This is a genomic window from Acinetobacter sp. SWAC5, from assembly GCF_003419885.1.
Taxonomy (GTDB): Bacteria; Pseudomonadota; Gammaproteobacteria; order Pseudomonadales; family Moraxellaceae; genus Acinetobacter; species Acinetobacter cumulans.
This window is the reverse complement of sequence record NZ_QUWR01000025.1, coordinates 1-24,162: the sequence shown is the minus strand read 5'-3', so window position 1 is coordinate 24,162 and position 24,162 is coordinate 1. Positions and strand designations below refer to the sequence as shown.

Genomic DNA, 24,162 nt, shown 5'->3' with positions numbered 1-24,162 from the left:
ATTGTGCAAAAAAAAAGCAAAATGTGATATAAAACACATTATTAAAAATAGAGTTTCTAATGGGTTGTATTTTAATGAAAAAGTTAAAAAAACAACACATTGCAAAACTAATCTAAAACAGAAACATACATAACACATATTGAGGGTCACGCTATGACGCAAATTTCTGTTATTTCGAAGGAAAGTCATCAGGTTCTAGAACAAGTCGATTCGAACCGTGTTGGACTTACACAAAACTCAGTTGTTGTAGTTAAGGTCCCGAAAGAGGATGTGGCTTCAATTACGCGAGATGGCAACAATGCAGTAATCATGCTAAAAAGCGGTGAAACTATTGTTATTGAAAATTATTTTGCTGGTGACAAACCAGATAACAGTCTGGTTTTTGAAAGCGATGATGGCGGTTTGTTTTGGGCTAAATTTACGGATGCAAATGGCGCGATTGCAGACGTGATCCAATATCAACCTTTAGCAGAAATTGAGCCTTTACTGTATAAAGATTCTTTGGTTGGTGCAATTTTACCTTGGGCATTGGGTGCTGCTGGTGTTGGTGCAGTAGGTGCTGCAGTTAATAATGGTTCATCAAATAACAATGATGGTACGCCAAGCCCTGTTAAAAAATTAAGTACATTGGTTGTGACTGATAACGTTGAGCCTAAAACTGGCCAACTTACAGCGGGTAGCGCAACAAATGACAAAACACCTGTTGTCTCAGGTACAGGTGCTGAACCAGGCGCGACAATTAAAGTTTATGACGGTAACCAGCTAGTTGCAGAAACTGTCGCAAAAGCAGATGGTAGCTGGAGCGTTAAACTTCCTAAAGAATTGACAGATGGCGACCATTCAATTTCTGCAACACAGACAGTGGATGGTGTTGAAGGTCCTAAATCGGATGCTTTAAATTTCACAGTTGATACTCAAGATCCGACTGTTAGCATTAATGATTTGGGCGATACCAACGATACGACCCCTACGATTAGCGGTAAAACCAACGAGCCAAAAGCTGAAATTGACGTTGTAATTAAAGATAAAAATGGCAATGTGGTTGACAGTGGTAAAGCAAATGTAGATGACCAAGGCAACTGGAATTACACTCCATCAAAACCTTTGCCAGAAGGCGAATACAAAGTTGAAGTGACTGCGAAAGACCCTGCAGGCAATGAAAGCACACAAGATAAAGGTGGTTTGGTTGTAGATACGACTGATCCTACAATTACGATTGATCCGTTAAAACCAACGGGTGACTCAACACCAACGATCACTGGTAAAACAGATCCTGATGCTTCTGTTGATGTAGTCATTAAAGACAAAGATGGCAACATTGTTGATTCAGGTAAAGGCACTGTAGATGGTAATGGTGATTGGACTTATACACCATCTAAACCGCTTCCAGAAGGTCCGTATGAGGTTGAAGTTACTGCAAAAGATCCAGCTGGTAATGATAAAACTGTAACTGATAAAGGCTTAGATGTAGATTCATCTTTACCTGTAATTAGCATTGATCCGCTTAAACCAACCAATGACACGACACCAACGGTGACAGGTAAAACTGAGCCAGGCGCAACAGTTACTGTTGAAGTTAAAGACTCGACAGGTAAAGTTGTAGATTCTGGCCCAGCAACTGTAGATAGCAATGGCAACTGGTCATACACACCATCTACAACACTACCAGATGGCGCATATACTGTTGATGCGACTGCAAAAGATGCTGCAGGTAATCCATCGACTGCGACAGACAAAGGCTTATCTGTAGATACGCAAGCACCAACAATTAGCATTAACCCACTTGCACCAACCAACGACACGACACCGACTGTTTCAGGTAAAACTGAAGCGGGCGCAACTGTTAATGTAGAAATTAAAGATGCAACAGGTAAAGTTGTAGAGTCTGGTCCTGCAACTGTAGATAGCAATGGCAACTGGTCGTACACACCATCTACAACACTACCAGATGGCGCGTATACTGTTGATGCAACTGCAAAAGATGCTGCAGGCAATCCAGCAACTGCAACAGACAAAGGCTTAGCTGTTGATACGCAAGCACCAACAATTAGCATTAATCCACTTGCTCCAACCAATGACAATACACCAACGATTTCAGGTAAAACTGAGCCTGGTGCAACTGTTAATGTTGAAATTAAAGACCCAACTGGCAAAGTTGTAGAGTCTGGTCCAGCAACTGTAGATGGCAATGGCAACTGGTCGTATACACCTGCAAACCCACTTCCAGAAGGTCCATATACGGTTGATGCAACTGCAAAAGATCCTGCGGGCAATCCTTCAACAGCAACAGAGCAAGGCTTAGATGTGAATACATCTGCACTTACTGTATCGATTGATCCATTAAAACCAACGCAAGATACAACACCAGATATTTCTGGTAAAACAGCTGTTGGTGCAACAGTAACAGTTGAAGTGAAGGACTCGACTGGTAAAGTTGTGGCTACAGGCCCAGCGACAGTGGATTCAAATGGTAATTGGACATTTACACCATCTACTGCACTTGCTGAAGGAAACTATACAGTTGCAGTTGAAGCCGTAAATGTTGCCAACACGAAAGCAAATGCGACTGCGACGGGTTTAATTGTAGACACTACTTTACCAGCAGTGACTATTGATCATTTGGTTTTAACCAATGATGCAACTCCAACAGTAAAAGGCACAACAGAAAAAGGTGCAACGGTCACTGTTGAAGTTAAAGATTCGACAGGTAAGGTTGTAGATTCTGGTCCTGCAACTGTAGATGCGAACGGCAACTGGACTTATACGCCATCTAAAACACTTCCAGATGGTGCATACACTGTTGATGCAACTGCAAAAGATGCTGCAGGCAACCCAGCTACTGCAACAGACAAAGGTTTGGTTGTAGATACAACTCCACCAACAGTGACGATTGATGTATTAGGTTTGACGAATGCTACGTCACCAATCATTAAAGGCACAGCCGAAGCGGGTGCAACAGTTACTGTAGAAGTAAAAGATGCAGCAGGTAATGTCATTGACTCTGGTAATGCGCAAGTTGATGGCAGTGGCAATTGGACATTTACACCAAATAAACCGCTAGCAGATGGTTCTTATAAAGTTGAAGCGACTGCAAAAGATGCTGCAGGTAACCCTGATATTGCCATTGATACAGGTTTGAAAATTGATACTGTTCCACCAACAGTAGACATTGATAATCTATTTGGTGCTGCTTCAGCACGTATGCTAATGAGTGTTGCAAGTACAACATCAGCATCGTTACCACAAACCAATCAAGTAAAACCAACATTCTCTGGCAATTCGACGAAGAGTGTTGAAGTCATGATTTATCTACAAGATGAATCAGGTAAAAATATTGATTCGGGCTTAGCAAAATTAGACACAGCTACAGGTAAGTGGACTTACACACCATCTCATGACTTGGCTGAAGGCTATTACATGCTTCAAGCAATTTCTAAAGATGCTGCAGGTAACCAAAGTGCGCCAGCTGCGAAAGCATTTATTGTTGATATTCAAGCACCTGTGGTTGAGGTGGATGATGTTGGTTTAACCAATGACGCAACACCTGATGTGAAAGGTAAAGTAAATGAACCTACATCTACAGTGACTGTAAAAGTTGCTGATGCGACTGGCAAAGTTATTGAGACAGGTATCGCAACAGTTGCTTCTGATGGTAAATGGTCATATACCGTTAAAACATCGCTTACAGATGGTGACTATGTTGTATCTGCAACAGCAAAAGACAAAGCAGGCAACATTAGTGCAGAAGATAGTGCAACAGCTAAGATTGATACAGCAGCACCAAAATCTACACTTACAGTCAGCTCTACAGGCGAAGTTGTTATCACCTTCAGCGAAGCTGTAAAAGGTTTTGATAAGTCAGATGTGACAGTGAATGGCGGTACACTGCTTAACTTAACACAACAAGCGGATGGTTCTTGGAAAGGCCAAGTTGTTGCGAATGGAACCACAGGCGCGAGTGGCAAAATAGATGTAATTATTGCTGATAGCTCATATACAGATACAGCGGGTAACGCAGGTAAAGGTTCGAGCGTTCTTGGTATGGATGTAGTTAGCGTTGATACCACACCGCCTGCAGCGACGATTGTGATTTCACCTGCTGGTGATGTGACAATTAGTTTTAGCGAGCCAGTAAAAGGCTTTGATGCATCTGATGTCAAAGTGACTGGTGGTACATTGCAAGGCTTAACACAACAAGCAGATGGTACTTGGACAGGTCACGTTGTTGCAAATGGCAACACGGGTGCGTCAGCAAACGTAGATTTAACCATCCCAGCTGGCTCATATACAGACTTGGCTAATAATCCTGGTGCTGCTGCAACTCAATCACAATCTGTACCAAGCATCGATACTACAGCGCCAACGCCAACAATTACGTTGACTCCAGCAGGCGAAGTAACAATCAGCTTCAGCGAGCCAGTAAAAGGCTTTGATGCGACTGATGTGAAAGTGACTGGCGGTAAATTGGTGAATTTAACTGAACAACCAGATGGCACGTGGACGGGTCAAGTCGCAGCAAATGGTGCGACAGGTGCTCCAGGAAATGTAGTTGTTTCGATTGGTGCAGGCTCTTATACAGACGTGGCAAATAACCCAGGTAATGGTGGATTTGCAATTGAAAATGTACCAAGTATTGATACCACAGCGCCGACTTCAACAGTGACACTCGATGCAAACGGCAATTTAAAAATCACATTCAGCGAAGCGGTTAAAGGTTTCGATGCATCTGATGTGAAAGTAGCTGGCGGCACAGTAAGTGGCTTAACACAACAGCCAGATGGCTCTTGGACTGGTAAAGTCGTTGCAGATGGCAACACAGGTGCATTGGGTAAAGTGACTGTGAGTGTTGCAGACAATTCTTATACCGACCTTGCAGGTAATAATGGTAAAGGCAATAGCGCAACAGATGATATTGCGAGTGTAGATACGACCGCGCCGACAGCAACGATTGTGATTACGCCAGCGGGCGAAGTAACGATCAGCTTCAGCGAGCCAGTAAAAGACTTCACTCCATCTGACTTGGTTGTAGCGGGTGGTTCTGTCACTGGTTTGGTTCAACAGCCAGATGGTACTTGGAAAGGTCAAGTCGTGTCGAATGATCCAACAGGCGCACCAGGTCAAGTAGATATTACGATTCCAGCGGGTTCATACACAGACAATGCAGGTAATCCAGGTCAACCAGCAACAGCTAGTCAATCTGTTCCAGGTTTCGATACTACGGCACCAACGTCTACGATGACTCTAGATGCGAATGGCAACTTGAAGATCACGTTCAGCGAAGCAATCAAAGGCTTCGATGCATCTGATGTGAAAGTGACAGGTGGTACAGTGAGTGGCTTAACTCAACAGGCTGACGGTTCTTGGACAGCTAAAGTTGCAGCAGATGGCAACACAGGTGCACCAGGTCTAGTCACAGTTACTGTTGCAGACAACTCATATACAGACCTTGCAGGTAATAACGGTAAAGGTTCAAAAGTTGAAAATATCAGTGTGCCAAGTATCGATACAACTGCGCCAACATCTACGACAACCCTAGATGCAAATGGCAACTTGAAAATCACATTCAGCGAAACGGTTAAAGGTTTCGATGCATCTGATGTGAAAGTAACTGGCGGTACAGTGAGTGGCTTAACTCAACAGGCAGACGGTTCTTGGACAGGCAAAGTGGTTGCTGATGGCAACACAGGTGCACCAGGTCTAGTTACAGTTACTGTTGCAGACAACTCATTCACAGACCTTGCAGGTAACAACGGTATTGGTTCTAAGGCTGAAAATATCAGCGTACCAAGTCTAGATACAACTGCACCGACAGCAACGATTGTGATTACGCCAGCGGGTGAGGTAACAATTACATTTAGCGAGCCAGTAAAAGGCTTCGATCCAACTGATGTGAAAGTGACTGGCGGTACGGTGAGTGGCTTAACTCAACAGCCAGACGGTTCATGGACAGGTAAAGTGGTTGCTGATGGCAATACAGGTGCCGTGGGTAAAGTAGATTTAACCATCCCAGCTGGTTCATATACTGACAATGCAGGTAACCCTGGTACTGTTGCGAACCAATCACAATCTGTACCAAGTATTGATACCACAGCGCCGACTTCAACAGTGACACTAGATGCAAACGGCAACTTGAAGATCACATTCAGCGAAACGGTTAAAGGTTTTGATGCATCTGATGTGAAAGTAACTGGCGGTACAGTAAGTGGCTTAACTCAACAAGCAGACGGTTCTTGGACAGGCAAAGTGGTTGCTGATGGCAACACAGGTGCATCTGGTCTAGTTACAGTTACTGTTGCAGACAACTCATTCACAGACCTTGCAGGTAACAACGGTATTGGTTCGAAAGCTGAAAATATCAGCGTACCAAGTGTCGATACAACTGCACCGACAGCAACGATTGTGATTACGCCAGCGGGTGAAGTAACAATTACATTTAGCGAGCCAGTAAAAGGCTTCGATCCAACTGATGTGAAAGTGACTGGCGGTACGGTGAGTGGCTTAACTCAACAGCCAGACGGTTCATGGACAGGTAAAGTGGTTGCTGATGGCAATACAGGTGCCGTGGGTAAAGTAGATTTAACCATCCCAGCTGGTTCATATACTGACAATGCAGGTAACCCTGGTACTGTTGCGAACCAATCACAATCTGTACCAAGTATTGATACCACAGCACCAACTTCAACAGTGACACTAGATGCCAACGGCAACTTGAAGATCACATTCAGCGAAACGGTTAAAGGTTTTGATGCATCTGATGTGAAAGTAACTGGCGGTACAGTGAGTGGCTTAACTCAACAGGCAGACGGTTCTTGGACAGGCAAAGTGGTTGCTGATGGCAACACAGGTGCGCTAGGTGCTGTTACTGTGAGTGTTGCAGATAACTCTTATACAGACCTTGCTGGCAATAATGGTAAAGGCAATAGCGCATCTAACAATATTGCAAGTGTTGATACAACTGCACCAACAGCAGCGATTGTGATTACGCCAGCAGGCGAAGTGACAATTACATTTAGCGAGCCAGTAAAAGACTTCACTCCATCTGACTTGGTTGTAGCAGGCGGTACAGTGAGTGGCTTGACTCAACAGCCAGATGGTACTTGGAAAGGTCAAGTTGTATCGAATGATCCAGTGGGTGCACCAGGTAAGGTCGATATCTCGATACCAGCGGGTTCATACTCAGATGTCGCAGGTAACCCAGGCCAATTGGCAACAGGTAGTCAAACTGTTCCAGGTTTTGATACCACTGCGCCAACATCTACGACAACCCTAGATGCAAATGGCAACTTGAAAATCAGCTTCAGCGAAACGGTTAAAGGTTTCGATGCATCTGATGTGAAAGTAACTGGCGGTACAGTAAGTGGCTTAACTCAACAAGCAGACGGTTCTTGGACAGGCAAAGTGGTTGCTGATGGCAACACAGGTGCACCTGGTCTAGTTACAGTTACTGTTGCAGACAACTCATTCACAGACCTTGCAGGTAACAACGGTATTGGTTCAAAAGCAGACAATATCAGCGTACCAAGTATTGATACCACAGCACCAAGTGTGACAGTTTCATTTGATGTGAATGGTGTGACGGTGATTAACTTCAGCGAGGCTGTAACTGGCTTCGATGCATCTGATATCACTGTAGCAGGCGGTACATTAAACAACCTTGTGCAGGTTTCTGAAACACAGTGGACTGCACAAATTAAGGTGAGCGGTTCGGCAGCAGTTCAAACAGTTGAAGTGTCAATTGGCAATGGTACGTATACAGATAAAGCTGGCAACGCTGGTACTGGTACGACTGTGAAAGGTGATATTACACTGCCAACAGTAGAAATTGATCCATTCGATTTCTTCGCAGCACCAGCTGCTGCACCGGTAATGAAATTTGCAGCACGCTCATTGCTTGCAGCAGAGCCATTACCTCCAGCAACCAATAACCCTAAACAAACTTTCAACGGTTCATCTGTGAACAGTGTGGAAGTGAAAATCAACATTTATGACAGCTCGGATAAAATTGTTGAGTCAGGTTTAGCGACATTAAATACATCAACAGGCCGTTGGTCATTTACACCGTCTAAACCTCTTGCAGATGGTCAATTCCGCTTAGAAGCAATTTCAAAAGATGCTTATGGTGTGACAAGTGCGCCTGCAAACATCAAGTTTATTGTTGATACAGTTAAACCAACAATTGACATTGATGATTCAGGTGTCGTGAGTGATGCAACACCAAGCTTCTCAGGTAAAACTGAAGCGAATGCGACTGTAACTGTAACGGTTAAAGATGCAGCTGGTAAAGTTCTTGCATCTGGTGCTGCAGTAGTTGCGGCAGATGGTAGCTGGACATATACAGCACCAAATCTTGCAGATGGTACTTATAAAGTTGAAGCAGTCGCGAAAGATCGCGCAGGTAACTTGAGTGATCCAGATTCAACAAATGTAACTGTGGATACCGTTGCACAACTTGACGCATTGACTGTGACAGCAAATCCAGATGGTACAGCAACTATTACTGGTAAGTCTGAGCCTGGCGCGACAGTGACTGTGAAAGATCCAAATGGTAATGATCTGAAAGTAACTGTTAATCCAGACGGTACATTTAGCGCGGTTGCAGCTGCACCAGCAGCGGAAGGTACATATACAGCAACTGCAAAAGATGCTGCGGGCAATACTGCAACATCTAACGCTGTACTTGACGACAATGTAGCTCCAGTTGTGACTGTAGACGTAACGCCAAATGCAGATGGTACTGCGAGCATTACAGGTAAAACTGAACCAGGCGCAACAGTGACTGTGAAAGACCCTGCAGGTAACAATGTTCCTGTAACGGTTAATCCAGATGGTACTTACACAGCAACAGTTCCAGCACCAGCAGCAGAAGGTACATACACTGCAACTGCAACGGATAAAGCTGGCAATGTCGGTACAGGTACAGATGTACTTGTAGATAATGTTGCACCAACGATTGTGAGCTTGGATGTAACACCAAATGCAGACGGTACTGCGAGCATTACAGGTAAAACAGAACCAGGTGCAACGGTAACTGTGAAAGATCCAGCAGGTAACAACGTTCCTGTAACAGTTAATCTAGATGGTACGTTCACTGCGACAGTTCCAGCACCAGCTGCAGAAGGTACATATACTGCAACGGCAACGGATAAAGCAGGTAATACTGGTACTGCAACCGATGTACTTGATGACAATATTGGTCCACAAGTAACGGTAGACATCACACCAAATGCAGACGGTACTGCGAGCATTACAGGTAAAACAGAACCAGGTGCAACAGTGACTGTGAAGGACCCAGCAGGCAATAATGTTCCTGTAACGGTTAACCCAGACGGTACGTACACAGCAACAGTTCCAGCACCAGCAGCAGAAGGTACATATACTGTCACTGCAACGGATAAAGCAGGTAATCCAAGCACAGCAACTGATGTGTTGGATGATAATGTTGCTCCAGTTGTAAGCATCGATGTGGTTTCGAACTCAGATGGTACGGCAACAGTGACAGGTAAAACTGAAGCAGGTGCCACAGTGACTGTGAAAGACCCAGCAGGCAATAATGTTCCTGTAACGGTTAATCCAGATGGTACATATACAGCGACTGTTCCAGCGACAGCAGCAGAAGGTACATACACTGCAACTGCAACGGATAAAGCAGGTAATGTAGGTTCTGCAACAGATGCATTGGTAGATTCTTCTGTACCAAGCATTTTGACTGCACAAGTTGATAGTCAAACGGGTGCATTTGTAACTGGTAAAGCACAGCCAGGTTCATCGATTACGGTATATACAGAAGACGGAAAAACTGTCTTGGGTACAGGTACTGTAGATGCTTCTGGTCAGTACTCAGTTACATTGAATCCAGCTCAGGTAGATGGCGAAACAGTTAAAGTGACCGCCAAAGATCCAGGTGGTGAATCTGTACCAGTAACAGCAGCTGCACCAGACTTATATGCACCAGATGCACCAACTGCACAAGTTGCTACAGATGGTAAATCAGTAACAGGTGTAACTGAGCCAAATGCAATCGTACAAGTGTATGGTGGTAGTAAAGGCACAACTGTGATTGGTACTGCAGTAGCAGGCGCAGATGGCAAATATACAGTGCCGCTCAACCCAGCATTGGTGGATGGTGAAGCTGTGAAAGTTACAGCGAAAGATCCAGGTGGTGAATCGCTTGCGACTCCTGCAACTGCACCAGACTTGTATGCACCAGCTGCACCTACTGCAACGATTAATGCAAAAGGCGATACTGTAACAGGTACAGCAGAAGCGAACTCTGTGATTAAAGTCTATGCACCAGATGGTAAGACTGTAATTGCACAAGGTAATTCAGATGCAAATGGTAACTACAGCATTAAATTGCCAACATCATATACAGATGGTCAAACACTTCTAGTCAGTGCGAGTGATGCAGGTGGTGAATCTGGTAAAACAGGTTCTAAAGCACCAAACATTACTGTGGATGCGGTAGATAACCTAGTCGATGCAGGCATTAACTTTGAATATCCTGTACTGGCAACACGTACTTCTGAGCTATTTAATAAGTTTGTTGGTTTCAATATTGGTGAAAAAACATTTACTGGTGGTTTCGTCGTTGGTGATAACGAAGTTGCAAACGCAACAATTACCGTAACAACAAAATCACTCATTAACTTGTTCGACCAAGCTGAAATGAAGCTTTATAAAGTTGTGAATGGTGTAGATGTACTTGTAGGTACCAATAAGGATGCTGGTTTATTTGACTTACTAGGTATTTTTGGTGAAAGCACACAAATACAAGTGAAAAACCTACTTCCAGGTGAATATAAATTTGCATTCTCAGGTGGATCATTAATTGGTGTTGGTACTTCAATTAGCGCTGGCTTATCACTTCAAGTATTTGATACAGCGAAAGACCCAGTGGTTTCAGGTGTAACCAATAAGTCTGGTAACGTGATTACAGATGCTGATGGTATTTACGGTAAAGACAATGTTCCAGCAGGTACAACTGTAACGACAGTAAATGGCAAAGCTGTAAATGCTTCAGGTACTACAGTGATTACAGGTGACCACGGTACACTGATCATTGCTAAAGATGGCTCGTACACCTATAAACCGACTGAAAATGTAACGAATATTGGTAAGTCTGAAGTATTTAGCTATACAGTAACTGATCCAGTTACAGGTAAATCAGATACTGCGAGCCTCATTATTCACATTGGTACAGCGGGTGATCTTGCTGTGAAATGGGATGCAGCAAATCCGAAAAATGATGCAACAACAGTTGTTGCAACAGACAATACGGATACCATTGGGGTACAAGCTACAAATGCGGTGAGTGTAGGTGCTGCTAAATCAATTAGCTATAGTTGGCTTATCGGTCTCTTTGGTGTTGCAATTGGTAAAACGAGTGGCAGTACTGACATTACTGTAGCGAAAGGCACAATTGAAAATGTAAATATCAATTTTGGTTCTGCACAGCTGGTATCACTACTTGGTAGTACAAGTGTGAATGTGAAAGATACTACTGGTAAAATCGTTGCATCAACAAATGCAGGTACATTGGTTGACGTGATTGGCATCTTACCAAATGGTAATTCACTCAGCATTCCAGGTCTGAAAGCAGGTACGTACACTATTGAGATTGTGACTAACTCTGGCTTAGTCAGTGTTGGCGGTAGTGTAAATGCTTCAATTACACGTAGTGTGATTGATCTTGATGACTTCACTGCGAAATCACTTGCAACGAAAACCACTGGTAATCTACTTACAGATAATGATGGCCATGGTGTAGATGTACTTGCTTCGAAATATACAGACCTGTATATCTCGCAAGATGGTGGTCAAACCTATACTGCTGTGACCACTACGGGTGTTACGGTTAAAGGTGCACACGGCGACTTGAACATTAAAGCTGACGGTAGCTACACATACAGCGTGACAGACTCAGCATTCAAGGTGGGTACTGGTGATCAATTTACATATAAATTGGTTGCGCCAAATGGTGATGTTTCAGTGGCTCACCTCAACGTTGAAACAGGTTTTGAGTACAACACAAGTATTGGTAATGATGTAATTACAAGTTCTGTAGGTAATGATGTCTATACAACCAATGCAGGTGCAGATACCGTAATCTTCAAGTTGTTGAATACTGCTGAAGCAACAGGTGGTAATGGTCATGACACTTGGACAGACTTCAAGAAAGCAGATGGCGACAAGATCGATATCAGCGCATTGTTACAAGGTCAAAATGTAACGGCTTCTAATATTGGTAACTACGTATCTGTGGCGAAAGACGGTCATGGTAATACGATTATTAGTATCGATCGTGATGGTCAAGGCAGTACATTCAACGGTAAGACAGAATTGCTTACTTTGAAAAATACAGATGTTACATTACAAGAACTTTTAGACAACAATCACTTGATCTACCATTGATCTAGCAATTGTCTAAATAGTTTAAATAATTAACAATAAAAGAGGGCCCTCGGGCTCTCTTTTTTTATGCTTGAGTCATTCAAAATGCCAAATCCAAACGCTGAGTTAGCTATACAAATTTTAAATGTGGTGAAACTGATTCCGTATGGCAAAGTTGCAACTTATGGTCAGGTTGCGAAGCTTGCAGGCTTACCTAAACATGCACGGATGGTAGGGCGGGTTTTAAAATACCTAGACAATGAACAAGCTATTCCATGGCATCGGGTAATTAATGCACAAGGGCGTTTTAGTGTTGTTGAGCTAAATGCACAGGGTATGAATAAACAACAGCAATTGTTATTGCAAGAAGGTGTAACTGTTATTGAGGGGCGGGTGAATTTAAAAAAATACCAATGGCAACTATAAAAAAACCTCTTCAAAAAATTGAAGAGGTTTTAGTGTCATTAAAGCGTTCTTGAAAGCAAAAAAAATCGTGAAGATCTAAGCTAAGCTTTCAAGTGCGACAGATTACTTACGAACAATAAGAACAGGTGCTTGAGCAGAACCCAACACACTTTGTGCAACACTGCCTAAGAAGAATTTTTTCAGACCAGTACGCCCATGTGAGCCAATAATAATCAGATCCGCCTGGATTTCATCTGCAGCTTTCGCAATTTCACTATGCACAACTTGCCCTTCAAGAAGTTTTGATTCAACGTTCAGGCCTGTGCCTTCAAATTTAGCCAAGGCTTCATTGAGTGTGGCTTGAATTGAAACACGTGCGCGCTCAATTAATTCATTCGTTTGCGACGCGCTAATATATTCTGCTGCAATATATGGGTCTAAAGTGAGGACTTGAACCACCGTAATTTTACTTTTAAATGCTTGTGCAATTTCGATGGCTTTATCTACTGCGGCATAAGAAGTTTCTGAACCGTCTACAGGAACTAAGATATTCTGAAAAGTCATGTGAATACTCCTGATCTAAATATAAATTTATAGAGAAATTAAAATGGTTTTAAAGCTTATTAATTGAGCATACCTAAGTTTTAAATAAAATAAAACCTAGTAAATACATAGGGATAATTATTATTGATGAGTTAAAAAATGATGTGTAAACAGATGCTTGTGGATGATTTTGGGTTGAATTAGAAATATCTTGTTATTTAAAAAAATTAAAATAAAAACTTAGCGCTGGAAGATAAAGAGAATAAAAAAATTAGCCTCAAACTTAAGCTTGAGGCTGAAAATGTAATGGACGATTAGTCACACTGAATTTGTGTGGCATCGAGTTTAATTTTGGGTGCCAATTGCGCATAGCTGAGAAGTACTTTTGCAGTTTTTTCACCAAAAATTTGTTGCTGAAGCTGTTGAATTTGCTTTTGGCTTAATCTTTGCGAAGCACAGCTTAATGCAATTTGATTTTCACGTGCCAATTCTAATTGTTGCTCTGTATTTAAATCAGCAAAGCGCACGATTTTTTGTTGTGCACGACTCAATTGCGCCATACTGCGTTTTTGTTGCATGCTGAGGAAGCTGTGATGGTTGATCCACTGTGCAACATCACGGCGTACACCGTTGTAATCGACAAAAATAGGCGAGATGATTTGACAGCCTGTAAATAAGCACATGCTCAAGAGCAGGATGAAAATTTTTTGCTGCATACTGTGGCCCTCAGCGGATTTAAAAGGAATTAAGGATAAAAATACGTGAAAAAAATACTAAATACTGTTGAATTTGTTTGTTTTTTGGCTGAAACAATCACATTTGATTAAACACTAAACATTTGCGAATAAAAATGCTTGACGCTGGGGGGCTAAATTTAGATAATGCCCACACAGTTTACGGCTATGTAGCTCAGTTGGTTAGAGCACCGCACTCATAATGCGGGGGTCACAAGTTCAAGTCTCGTCATAGCCACCATTTTTATAGACCAAGCTCTCAGCTTGGTCTCTTTTTTTTGTGCTTTAAAAAAGTATAAATAATTCAGCACAAATAAAATGAAAATTCTGTATTTATCTCAATAGATAATGCTGTTGTACTTCGGTTTAAATTTAACTGAGTTCAGATCTAAAAAAAGCCCAAACACTAAGTTTGGGCTTTTTTATATTGCGCATCTGCTGTATTTAATTAGATGCCTGGTTTCCAGCCATTAACGATTGGGTAACGGCGTTCACGGCTAAATGCGCGTGAGCTAATACGTGGGCCAATCGCACCTTGACGGCGTTTGTATTCATTGAAATCGACTAAGCGAATGATTTTTGCAACCACTTCAGCATCAAAGCCTTTGGCAACAATATCATCTTGGCTCATGTCTTCTTCAATGTAAGCATACAAAATCGCATCCAATACATCATAAGCAGGTAAAGAGTCTTGATCGGTTTGATCTGGACGCAATTCTGCTGATGGTGGGCGCGTAATTACACGTTCAGGAATAACAGGGGATTCTGCAATGCTGTTACGGTATTTAGCCAATTCAAACACGATGGTTTTGTATACGTCTTTTAATACCGCAAAGCCACCGACCATATCGCCATAAAGCGTGCAATAACCCACGGACAATTCAGATTTGTTACCTGTAGACAGTACCAAGTTGCCAAATTTGTTTGAAAGCGCCATTAATAGCGTACCGCGTGAACGCGCTTGCAAGTTTTCCTCTGTAGCATCTGCTGGTGCATTGCCAAAGAAAGGATAGAGCGTTTGCATAAAGCTGTTCACAATTGGATTGATTTCGGCAATACCAAAGGTCACACCCATATTTTTCGCTTGTTCAGCAGCATCTTCCACACTGATTTGTGCAGTATAGGTATACGGCATCATTACGGCTTGTACTTTGTCTGCGCCAATGGCATCAGCAGCAATCGCCAACGTTAAAGCTGAGTCAATACCGCCCGATAGGCCAAGAATTACACCTTTAAAACCAGAGCGTTGTACATAGTCGCGTGTTGCAAGTACAAGGCTTTGGTAAATTTCAGCCATGGTTTCAAGTACAGGAGTAATTGAACCCGCTTTAAAGGTTTTTTGTGCGCCATCGTATTCTGCAATGTACAGCTCTTCTTTAAAGCTTGGTGCTTGTAGTGCAACTTGACCATCTTTGTTCATCACAAAGCTTGTACCGTCAAAGACGAGGTCATCTTGTCCACCGACTTGGTTACAGTACACCAAGTTAATGTGCAATTGTTTAGCCAAAGCACTCATGGTTTCAACACGATGCTGTGGTTTACCTACTTCATACGGTGAGGCATTTAATACCAGTACAGTTTCTACGTTGAGTTGAGCCAGCTGCTGGACTGTTGGTAAAGACCATACGTCTTCACAAATTAAAATACCAAATTTATGGCCAAAGTATTCAAACACAAGGTGTTGATGTCCTTCGCTGAAATAACGTTTTTCATCAAATACGCTATAGTTTGGTAAATTTTGTTTGTTATATACACCCAAAACTTGACCGTCTTTCATAACGGCAGCTGAGTTATAGCGGTGGCCATCTTCAGTCGTGTTGACGAAGCCAAAAACCAAAACGATATCTTTAATTTCTGCTAATTGATCAAAAGCGAGTTTAGTGCGTTTATTTAAGCTAGGGCGTAGCAATAAATCTTCAGCAGGATAACCTAGCGTTGAAAGTTCTGGGAAAACAATAATATCGGCATTTTGTTTTTTAGCTTCATTTGCTTGCTCGAGCATTTTTGCAGTATTAGCTTCTATATTTCCAATATGTGGAGAGAATTGAGCAAGTGCAATTTTAAAACTATTCATTCCAACTAAATCCTATTCCTATAGGTGAATACACTTAAATTACTGATATTTTTATTATAATAATCCAGTGGAGTGTATTTGCGGATTAATAAACAACGAACTTAAATGCGAAAATTGACATATAAATGTGTGCTTGAAAATTACTGGCGACGCATAAATTAAGTCTCAGCTATTTTAGCTGAATTTAACATAGATACTAGGGGCTATTTATATCATTTCAAGCTCAAAGCTTGTAGCTTGTCCTATAAATGTGAGTTTTTGGAGATTTTAAAGGTTAATTTTTGCTAAATATGCGGAGGGTATTTGTGTATTTATGAAGTTTAATAATAGTATATTTTTTAAATCACTTTATATTTCATTATTATAAATAAAATTAATGATATAAAACCGTTCATTATGGTTGAAGAATAATATTTGGGATTTTCTTTAAGAAAATATCTCGCGCAATATCACCTTGTTGTTCAATATTATAGCAAGTAAAGGCTTTGTTGGCTTTAAAGCGGTAAGCATAGGGATTGTATTTTCGTGCAGAGAGAAAATAAGCCGTTTGCAACAAGGCACCGCGGAGTAAAACATTGATGCCTTGCTGGAATTGATAAATATGCGTCATTTCATGAATAAACAGTGCTTGGTACGCTAGGCTGGCTTGGCTATAGTCAGCTTTATAATGCCGATTATGTGCATGAATATCACCACAAGGTGCCATCACGACCCAAGGGCTTTGCCAAGGGACAAACAACTGATTCATGATGCGCACTTGGCTGTAATCAATTAAGTCACCAAATACGCTTTGGCACAGTTGAACTTCTGCTGGCGTTAACTGTCGGCACTTAAATTGATCGAGTTTTAAAAAGGGCAGGAGCACAGACAGTATAGGCAACATAGTTAAATCGAGTAATACACTGTGGTTATTAATAGCAGTCTGTGGTGTGGCTTTTCAAGTGTAGACCGCAGAAGGTTTCATCTCTAGAACATGAAAGTTACAATAGTGTGGTCTCACTCAGGTTTTAAGCACTATGAAAAAACGTATTCACACTCTCATTTCTGCCATGAGTGAGCACATGTATGAGCGTGAACAGATTATTGCCCTGGGTTTGCTTGCAGGTGTGGCGGGTTTAAATACCTTTTTATATGGTCCACCCGGTACAGCCAAAAGCTTGATTTCGCGCCGTGTGTCGAGCGCATTTGAAATTACAGAATATTTTGAATATTTAATGAATCGCTTTAGCACGCCTGAAGAAATTTTTGGTCCTGTGTCAATTAAGGCACTGAAAGAAGATCAATATATTCGTAAAACCGAGCATTATTTGCCACGTGCTGAATTTGCATTTTTAGATGAAATTTGGAAAGCCAGCCCTGCGATTTTGAATACCTTACTGACTTTGGTGAACGAACATAGTTTTAAAAATGGTGACATGATTCAACACGTACCATTAAAAGTCCTCATGAGCGCTTCAAACGAAATTCCAGAAAGCGATCAGGGACTTGATGCACTTTATGATCGTTTTATTTTGCGTTTGGTGGTGCCTCCAATACAGCAGGTCAATCATTTTCATGCCTTGTTGCAAGCCAAGCCTGTAATGGCAAAGCCAGAAGTCGACAGTGCACTTAAGATTAAAAAGCACGAGCTTGATGAGTGGCGTATACAGATCTATGCAGTGCAGTTACCTGATGCTGTTTTAGCTGTGTTTGATGAAATTAAACAACGTTTAGCGCTGAATCTGGATGAGCTTGATATTTATGTGTCCGATCGACGTTGGCAACGTGTGGCATATTTGGTTAAGGCTGCCGCTTTTTTAGACCAACGCAGTCAAGTTGCGCTAAATGATTTGTTTATCTTGCAGCATTGTTTATGGACTCAACCCGAGGAAATTGAACTTATTGCTCAAATTGTCGAGGAATCAATTTTAGAGTTTGGTCTGAAATATGCCTCAGCATTGGATGAATTAATTGTAGAAAAAGAACAGTTAGAACAAGACATTTTAAATGCCTTTTACTATACCGACGACGTGTATGAAAGTTATCTCATTGCCGATACTGAATATTTGCGTGTCACGATGAATTTAGATGAACATTATAAAGATCGAACTTTGTATTTGGCACTGGATAAAATGGGCACCAATAAAGACTTTTTTGCTGTAGATGTTACTGGTGAAGAAGTGCGCGGTATTGTGTGCAATTATAACGGTGGTCGTCGTTGTACCTTAAAGGGTGGCTACTATGGTTTGGAAGAAGTGGTGACGCCTTATATTAAATATCCAAAAGGCAGTCTGCGCAATGTGGTAGATGATGCACAAGTGGTGCAATTGAAAGCACAGATTAAACAGCTCACAGCGAAACTACAACAAGATGCTATGCAACAAGCGCAGGCTTTTGCACATGAGCAACAAGCCTTGCAATCAATATTTGTGTTGCCTGCGCAGGCAGAAAAATTGGCTCAAGGCATGCAAGCAAGAGAAGCGCTGTATCAAATCCAACAACAGGATTGTGTACGTTTGGAACAGTTATGCCAGCGCTAAAAACAGCATCGGCACGGCAAACGCATGCTTCTATTCAGCGTTTAACGGATCAGCTCTATAGTGAGCTTGGGCAATCGAGTGTTAAGCATTGGCTAGATGATCGTAAAGTGGCACAAAAGTTAGATGAGCGTGTGCATGAATGGGCTTATCAGGCTAAAAATAATTTAGACACGCAACATCCTTATTTGGCTGAAGTACAACAGTTTGAGTTTTGGATGGCACAGCCAGAAGTGAGTGCCACGCAATTCAAGCAGATGCAACAACAGTATCAGGCCATGACGGAACGTTTGCAGGACACACCGCTTTTAGATGCATGGCACTATGCAGATGAACCACTGAATGACAATCGTAGGCAACTGCATTTTCAAATATTGAAAGATAAGTGGCAACGTAAGTTAACTGAGGCGATTGCACATTGGGAATTTGAACAATTGGCGCTGATGCGTGATGCATTTTTACAAGATATTCAGGACTTTTTGTTGTCCTTACAAAAAATGTCGAAACATCAAGATAGCTTAGGTGCAGATACGGGTATTTTTATTGATTATTCCAGTGGGAAACTGAGCCCACAAGCGGTTGAAAAATTTGCAGAATGGAGTGAATACTTAGCCAGTGATGTTGCTTTGCAACGTTTGTGTAAGCTGATTGGTTCAGCACAGCCGACACACTTTGCACGTAAGCGTATTGCGACACAGTGGCATAACCAGCCTGATAGTGCTGTTGTTCAGCAGGCTTCAGATGAAATTGCAGGTATACAATTAGGTCGAGAGCTGTCGTGGGCACTGCCGAATGAACTGGCTTTGTTGGCAGATCCTGATTTGCAGATTCTATTTGATTTAAAATATCTTGAATCCAATATCAGTAGTTTTCATTTGCAAGGACAGCAAGCCAGTCGAATTTTTCATGATGCAAAACCGAAGCAAAAGCCCGTGGGTAAAAAAGGTCCGATGATTGTCTGTCTAGACACCAGTGGGTCTATGCATGGTCAGCCTGAACTGATTTCGAAAGCGATGTGTTTGTATTTATCTATACAAGCACTGCGTGAAAAACGTCCCATGTATTTAATTAACTTCTCGACCCATTTGACGGCTATTCAGTTAAAAAAAGGGCAGGCGCTTGATGATGTGATTGAGTTTTTAAGCCAATCTTTTCACGGGGGCACCGACATTATTCCAGCCATGCAACATGCAGTAGATATGCTAGAACAGCCCACCTTCCGCCAAGCGGATATTGTAGTGATTTCAGACTTTATTATGGGGCAGTTGGGTGTAGAGCTGATGCAAAGCATTGAACAACATAAACAGCAAGGTACAGGCTTTTATGCTGTGGCTATTGGTAATTTTAGATTTGATCATTTAGATCAGGGTTTATTTGATCATCAATGGATTTATCAGTCGGCAACTGGCAAGGTGATTGAGCTTCCTAACAAGTCAGTACGAGAGATACCTTTAAAATAGGGCGTGACCTGAACTGATAAGAAAATGGTTTTTAAAGAAAAATAATTGAAAAAATTGTTAGACATGCGTCGAGATAGGTAAAAAATGCCAATCTAAAGACGATTTTTGCAAATGGATTGCATAGCCAGTTGGCTTACTTTTTTTACATCGGTTGGTGTATTGCGTACACCACATTGGCGTATTTCGCAGATCGGATGCGAATAAAAAAGAGTAAGCATTATGCAAATGATTAGCCCAATTAAAAAAGCACTGTCTAAGGTATTTACCACTCCTATATTTGATGAAAATAGCCAATCGAATGTTGTGCCAATTCGTCACATGAAATTTGATTTTGAGCCTCAAAAAGTCGATGAAAAATTTTATATGAATGCAGAATTGGCCAGCGCTTATTTTGCCTCATTATCAATTTTTTTGACTCGCGGTGAAGACCTTGTGATTGATACCGCGCGATTTCACCGTGATTTCATTCAAGACCCTGTGCTCAAGCAACGCGTGACCTCACTCATTGGTCAAGAAGCTATACATTCAAAAATGCATGAAGAGCTGAACGAAGCTTATTTACAACGTGGCTTACCTGTGACGATTTTTCGTAAATTAGAACATTATGTCTTTGCTTATGGTTTTGAACGCTTACCACAACCAATGAAGCTGTCATTGATGGCTGCAATTGAGCATTTTACAGCGGTATTGGCTGAGTACATGATGAATCATGAAGAGCTATTTTTTAGATCGAGTGATGAGAAGCAACGTGCCATTTGGATGTGGCACATGCTAGAAGAATCAGAGCATAAAGATATTGCCTTTGATGTGTTTCAGGTCTTATCCAGCAATTATGCATTGCGTGTGGCTGGCTTTTTTCCAGCCCTGATCACGATTCTCGGCTTAATCTCAGTCGGTGCTTTCTTTGTACCGTTTTACCGCAAGCCATCAAACTTAATCAGTCTGAGTTATTGGAAAGATGTACCGCGTAGTTTCCAGTTGATCTTTGGCTTAAAAGACGGGGTTTATGGTAGCAGTATTGGACATATTTTTGATTATTTACGACCAAGCTTTCACCCGAATGATCACGATACCTCGGTGTTTTTAGAATATTACAAAGATCGTTTATTAAACCCAGAAACAGGGGTGTTAACGCCGTATTTCACCAAAGAATTTACGCCAGCGTTGCGTGTGTAAGTACAGATTGAGATAAGGAAATATCGATGGGATTATTTAGTCAAAAGAAAAAGCCAAGTCACCAAGCATACGCAGTTGTAACAGGTGCAGGAAGTGGTATTGGACGTAGTTTTGCACTTGAGCTGGCACAGCGCGGTGGTCAAATTGTATGTGCAGATATTAACTTAGAGGCAGCGCAAGAAACAGTAGAGCAGATCCGTAGCAAAACAGGTCAACAAGCTTATGCTGTACAGTGCGATGTGGGAAATAAAGAGTCTGTGCAGGATTTGGCATCAGAAGCTGAAGCTTTGCTTGGACACCCTGTAAGTTTGTTAATTAACAATGCGGGCGTGGGCTTGGGTGGTAAGTTTGAAGAGGTTTCTCTTGAGGATTGGCAGTGGTGTATGCATGTCAACTTATGGGGGGTGATTCATGGTTGCCATTATTTTGTGCCGAAGTTTAAGCAGCAGGGTTTTGGTGCAATTATTAATGTGGCATCTGCAGCAGGTTATACCGCAGCTCCCGAAATGACTGCTTATAACGTGACCAAATCGAGTGTGTTGGCATTGTCTGAAACCTTAGCTTCTGAGCTACGTGCTTCAAACATTCGCGTGAATGTGCTTTGTCCTACCTTGGTTCCAACCAATATTATGAAAAATGGCCGTTTACCGAGTCGTTATTCGGGTATGGCCGATAAATTATTGATGCAACATGCTTTTACCACCAGTGAGGCGGTTGCAGCGAAAACATTGAATCAGTTAGATGCAGGCAAGCTGTATACCATTCCGCAACCTGATGCGAAGTTATTTTGGTGGTTAAAACGTGCTTCACCAAGTTTGTACGTCAAGCTTTTAGGTTTGGGTTATCCCATTTTTAGTAATTTGACCAAATAAAAAAGTGAAGAAAATGAATATGGAAACACAATTAGATCTAGCAGATGAATCTCAGGCCGTATCTGAGCAAGGCGATTCAATACAAGTGAGTACAAAGACAGTGGCGAAGACTGGTAGCGCTAAAGCTACAAAAAAAGCAGTTGAAAAAGTACTGCATACTTACGACACAATTGTGATTGGCGCGGGAATTTCAGGAATTGTCGCTGCACATAAAATGCAACAAGCAGGCTATGACAATTATCTTGTGCTCGAAAAAGCAGACCGTGTGGGTGGAACATGGCGTGATAATAATTATCCAGGCTGTGGCTGTGATGTTCCTTCAGCACTGTATTCATTTTCATTTGCACCGAGTCATCAATGGAGTCATTTGTTTGCCAAACAACCTGAAATTTTAAGTTACTTAGAAGATGTGGTAACGAAATTTAAGCTACAAGATAAAATTCAGTTTAAGCATGAACTGCTAGATGCAAAATGGGATGCAAAAGCGCATGTGTGGAATTTGGAAACCTCACAAGGTGCATATCGAGCAAAAACTGTGATTTTTAGCACTGGCCCGATTACAGAGCCATCTTTACCAAAAATTAAAGGTATTGAAAGCTTTAAGGGTGAAATGTTTCATTCTGCGCGCTGGAATCATGATTATGACCTAAAAGGTAAGCGTATTGCGGTGATTGGCACTGGCGCTTCTGCAATCCAATTTATTCCGCAAGTACAGCCTTTGGCCAAAGCGTTGGTGGTATTTCAGCGTACAGCCCCTTGGGTATTGCCAAAAGCAGACATGCCGCTGGGCAATAAAACCAAAGCATTGGTCGAGCGATTCCCTGCCATTCAGCAAATCTGGCGTGGTAGTGTGGCGCAGATTTTAAATGGCATTAACTTTGGTTTACGTCATCCTAATTTTTTAGAGCCTGCGAATTACCTCAGTCGTCAATTGTTAAAATTGCAAATTAAAGATGACACACTCAGAGAAGCCGTAACCCCCAATTTCTCGATTGGCTGTAAGCGACTTTTATTTGCCAATAACTATTATCCTGCATTGCAACAAGACAATGTTAAATTGGTGCCGCATGGTTTAGTTGAAATAGACGGAAATACCGTCATTGCAGCCAACGGTGAGCGCTTTAAAGTGGATGTAATCTTACTGGGTACGGGCTTTGAAGTGGCTCATCCGCCTATTGGTCAGCGAGTATGGGATACGGACGGTATTCGACTGTCGGATCGTTGGAAAGACAGTTCTCCTGAGGCGTATTTGGGGGCGAGCATTGAAAAAGTACCGAATGCATTTTTGGTGCTAGGGCCAAATATTTTGGTTTACGATTCATTTATTGGTATTGCAGAAGCACAGATTCAATACATTGTGGATGGGCTACTTCAAATGAAACAGCAGGGCTTAAAGCAAATCTCAATTAAGCCAGATGTATTGCGTTACCATAATGTGAAGTTACAAGCCAATCTGCATAAAACCGTATTTAATGCAGGCGGTTGCTCAAGTTATTATTTAGATCAAAATGGCCGAAACTTTGCTGCATGGCCATGGTCCTTAACTGAGCTAAAAACACGCCTACAGAAGCTCGATTTATCGCGTTATGATGTTGCTTAAAGCTAAAAATAGATTTCATTAAAAGCCTGGGGATATCTCAGGCTTTTTTATTTATCGTTTGAATGGGTGCTTCGATAGAATTTAGCTTTTTTTGATTCCGCTTGAATATGCCGAGTACTTAAAACGTCTTAAACGCCTGCCTAAGCTAGCTAATGAGGATTGTGCGTGGGGAATCTTAAAATGTTTGTGGTTGCGCTGATATGAGCGCGTAGGCATATCATTGGAGTGACTTAAAAAGCAATATACAGATTTAATTGTTTAGATACTTAGATTAGCATTTGAAGTGCAACACCATGTTGTTGCCATAATACCTGACTCGGACTTTTAAAGCCGAGTCTTTTTCTTGGCCGATGATTCAAGCGTTGAGTGATTTCTGAAATATATTCATCCGT

At 41.8% G+C, this 24,162-nt stretch carries 11 protein-coding genes and 1 tRNA gene; 8 read left to right on the top strand and 4 right to left on the bottom strand.

Translation table 11 applies throughout. The features are described 5' to 3' along the window. The first annotated feature begins 153 nt into the window (after positions 1–153). Together DYI81_RS15315 and DYI81_RS15310 are read left to right on the top strand one after the other, a co-directional pair. Complete coding sequence (locus tag DYI81_RS15315) at positions 154–12,411, top strand: BapA/Bap/LapF family large adhesin (RefSeq protein WP_117008014.1); 12,258 nt, start codon at positions 154–156, stop codon at positions 12,409–12,411. A gap of 84 nt (positions 12,412–12,495) precedes the next feature. Further along, complete coding sequence (locus DYI81_RS15310; RefSeq protein ID WP_117008024.1) at positions 12,496–12,816, top strand: MGMT family protein; 321 nt, start codon at positions 12,496–12,498, stop codon at positions 12,814–12,816. Between the two features lie 102 nt (positions 12,817–12,918). On the opposite strand, the gene DYI81_RS15305 is transcribed toward DYI81_RS15310, so the two are convergent. Continuing rightward, the gene (locus tag DYI81_RS15305; protein WP_106985737.1) at positions 12,919–13,359 is read right to left on the bottom strand and encodes a universal stress protein; all 441 of its coding nucleotides are present in this window, start codon (positions 13,357–13,359) and stop codon (positions 12,919–12,921) included. Positions 13,360–13,652: 293 nt separating this feature from the next. Then, the gene (locus tag DYI81_RS15300; protein WP_106985736.1) at positions 13,653–14,054 is read right to left on the bottom strand and encodes a hypothetical protein; all 402 of its coding nucleotides are present in this window, start codon (positions 14,052–14,054) and stop codon (positions 13,653–13,655) included. Between the two features lie 182 nt (positions 14,055–14,236). Between DYI81_RS15300 and DYI81_RS15295 the strand changes: the two genes are divergently transcribed. Beyond that, positions 14,237–14,313 (top strand) — tRNA-Met (locus tag DYI81_RS15295). A gap of 207 nt (positions 14,314–14,520) precedes the next feature. Here the strand turns inward: DYI81_RS15295 and DYI81_RS15290 are convergent. Then, complete coding sequence (locus DYI81_RS15290) at positions 14,521–16,146, bottom strand: NAD+ synthase (RefSeq protein ID WP_117008013.1); 1,626 nt, start codon at positions 16,144–16,146, stop codon at positions 14,521–14,523. Between the two features lie 394 nt (positions 16,147–16,540). Beyond that, positions 16,541–17,029: a hypothetical protein gene (locus DYI81_RS15285; RefSeq protein WP_117008012.1), complete on the bottom strand. Its 489-nt coding sequence runs from the start codon at positions 17,027–17,029 to the stop codon at positions 16,541–16,543. A gap of 133 nt (positions 17,030–17,162) precedes the next feature. Here DYI81_RS15285 and DYI81_RS15280 point away from each other — a divergent pair, with 133 nt between their 5' ends. From DYI81_RS15280 to DYI81_RS15260, 5 genes are all read left to right on the top strand, one after another. After that, positions 17,163–18,665 carry an AAA family ATPase gene (locus DYI81_RS15280; RefSeq protein WP_117008011.1) on the top strand — a complete coding sequence of 501 codons (1,503 nt, stop codon included), beginning with the start codon at positions 17,163–17,165 and terminating at the stop codon, positions 18,663–18,665. Next, a complete protein-coding gene (locus tag DYI81_RS15275) occupies positions 18,653–20,122 on the top strand; it encodes a VWA domain-containing protein (RefSeq protein WP_117008010.1) in 1,470 nt (489 codons plus the stop codon). Before DYI81_RS15280 ends, DYI81_RS15275 begins: the two co-directional genes overlap by 13 nt. A gap of 219 nt (positions 20,123–20,341) precedes the next feature. After that, positions 20,342–21,298 carry a metal-dependent hydrolase gene (locus tag DYI81_RS15270; RefSeq protein ID WP_117008009.1) on the top strand — a complete coding sequence of 319 codons (957 nt, stop codon included), beginning with the start codon at positions 20,342–20,344 and terminating at the stop codon, positions 21,296–21,298. A gap of 26 nt (positions 21,299–21,324) precedes the next feature. Then, the gene (locus DYI81_RS15265; RefSeq protein WP_117008008.1) at positions 21,325–22,170 is read left to right on the top strand and encodes an SDR family NAD(P)-dependent oxidoreductase; all 846 of its coding nucleotides are present in this window, start codon (positions 21,325–21,327) and stop codon (positions 22,168–22,170) included. A gap of 19 nt (positions 22,171–22,189) precedes the next feature. Further along, the gene (locus DYI81_RS15260; RefSeq protein WP_117008007.1) at positions 22,190–23,770 is read left to right on the top strand and encodes an NAD(P)/FAD-dependent oxidoreductase; all 1,581 of its coding nucleotides are present in this window, start codon (positions 22,190–22,192) and stop codon (positions 23,768–23,770) included. Positions 23,771–24,162: the final 392 nt, after the last annotated feature.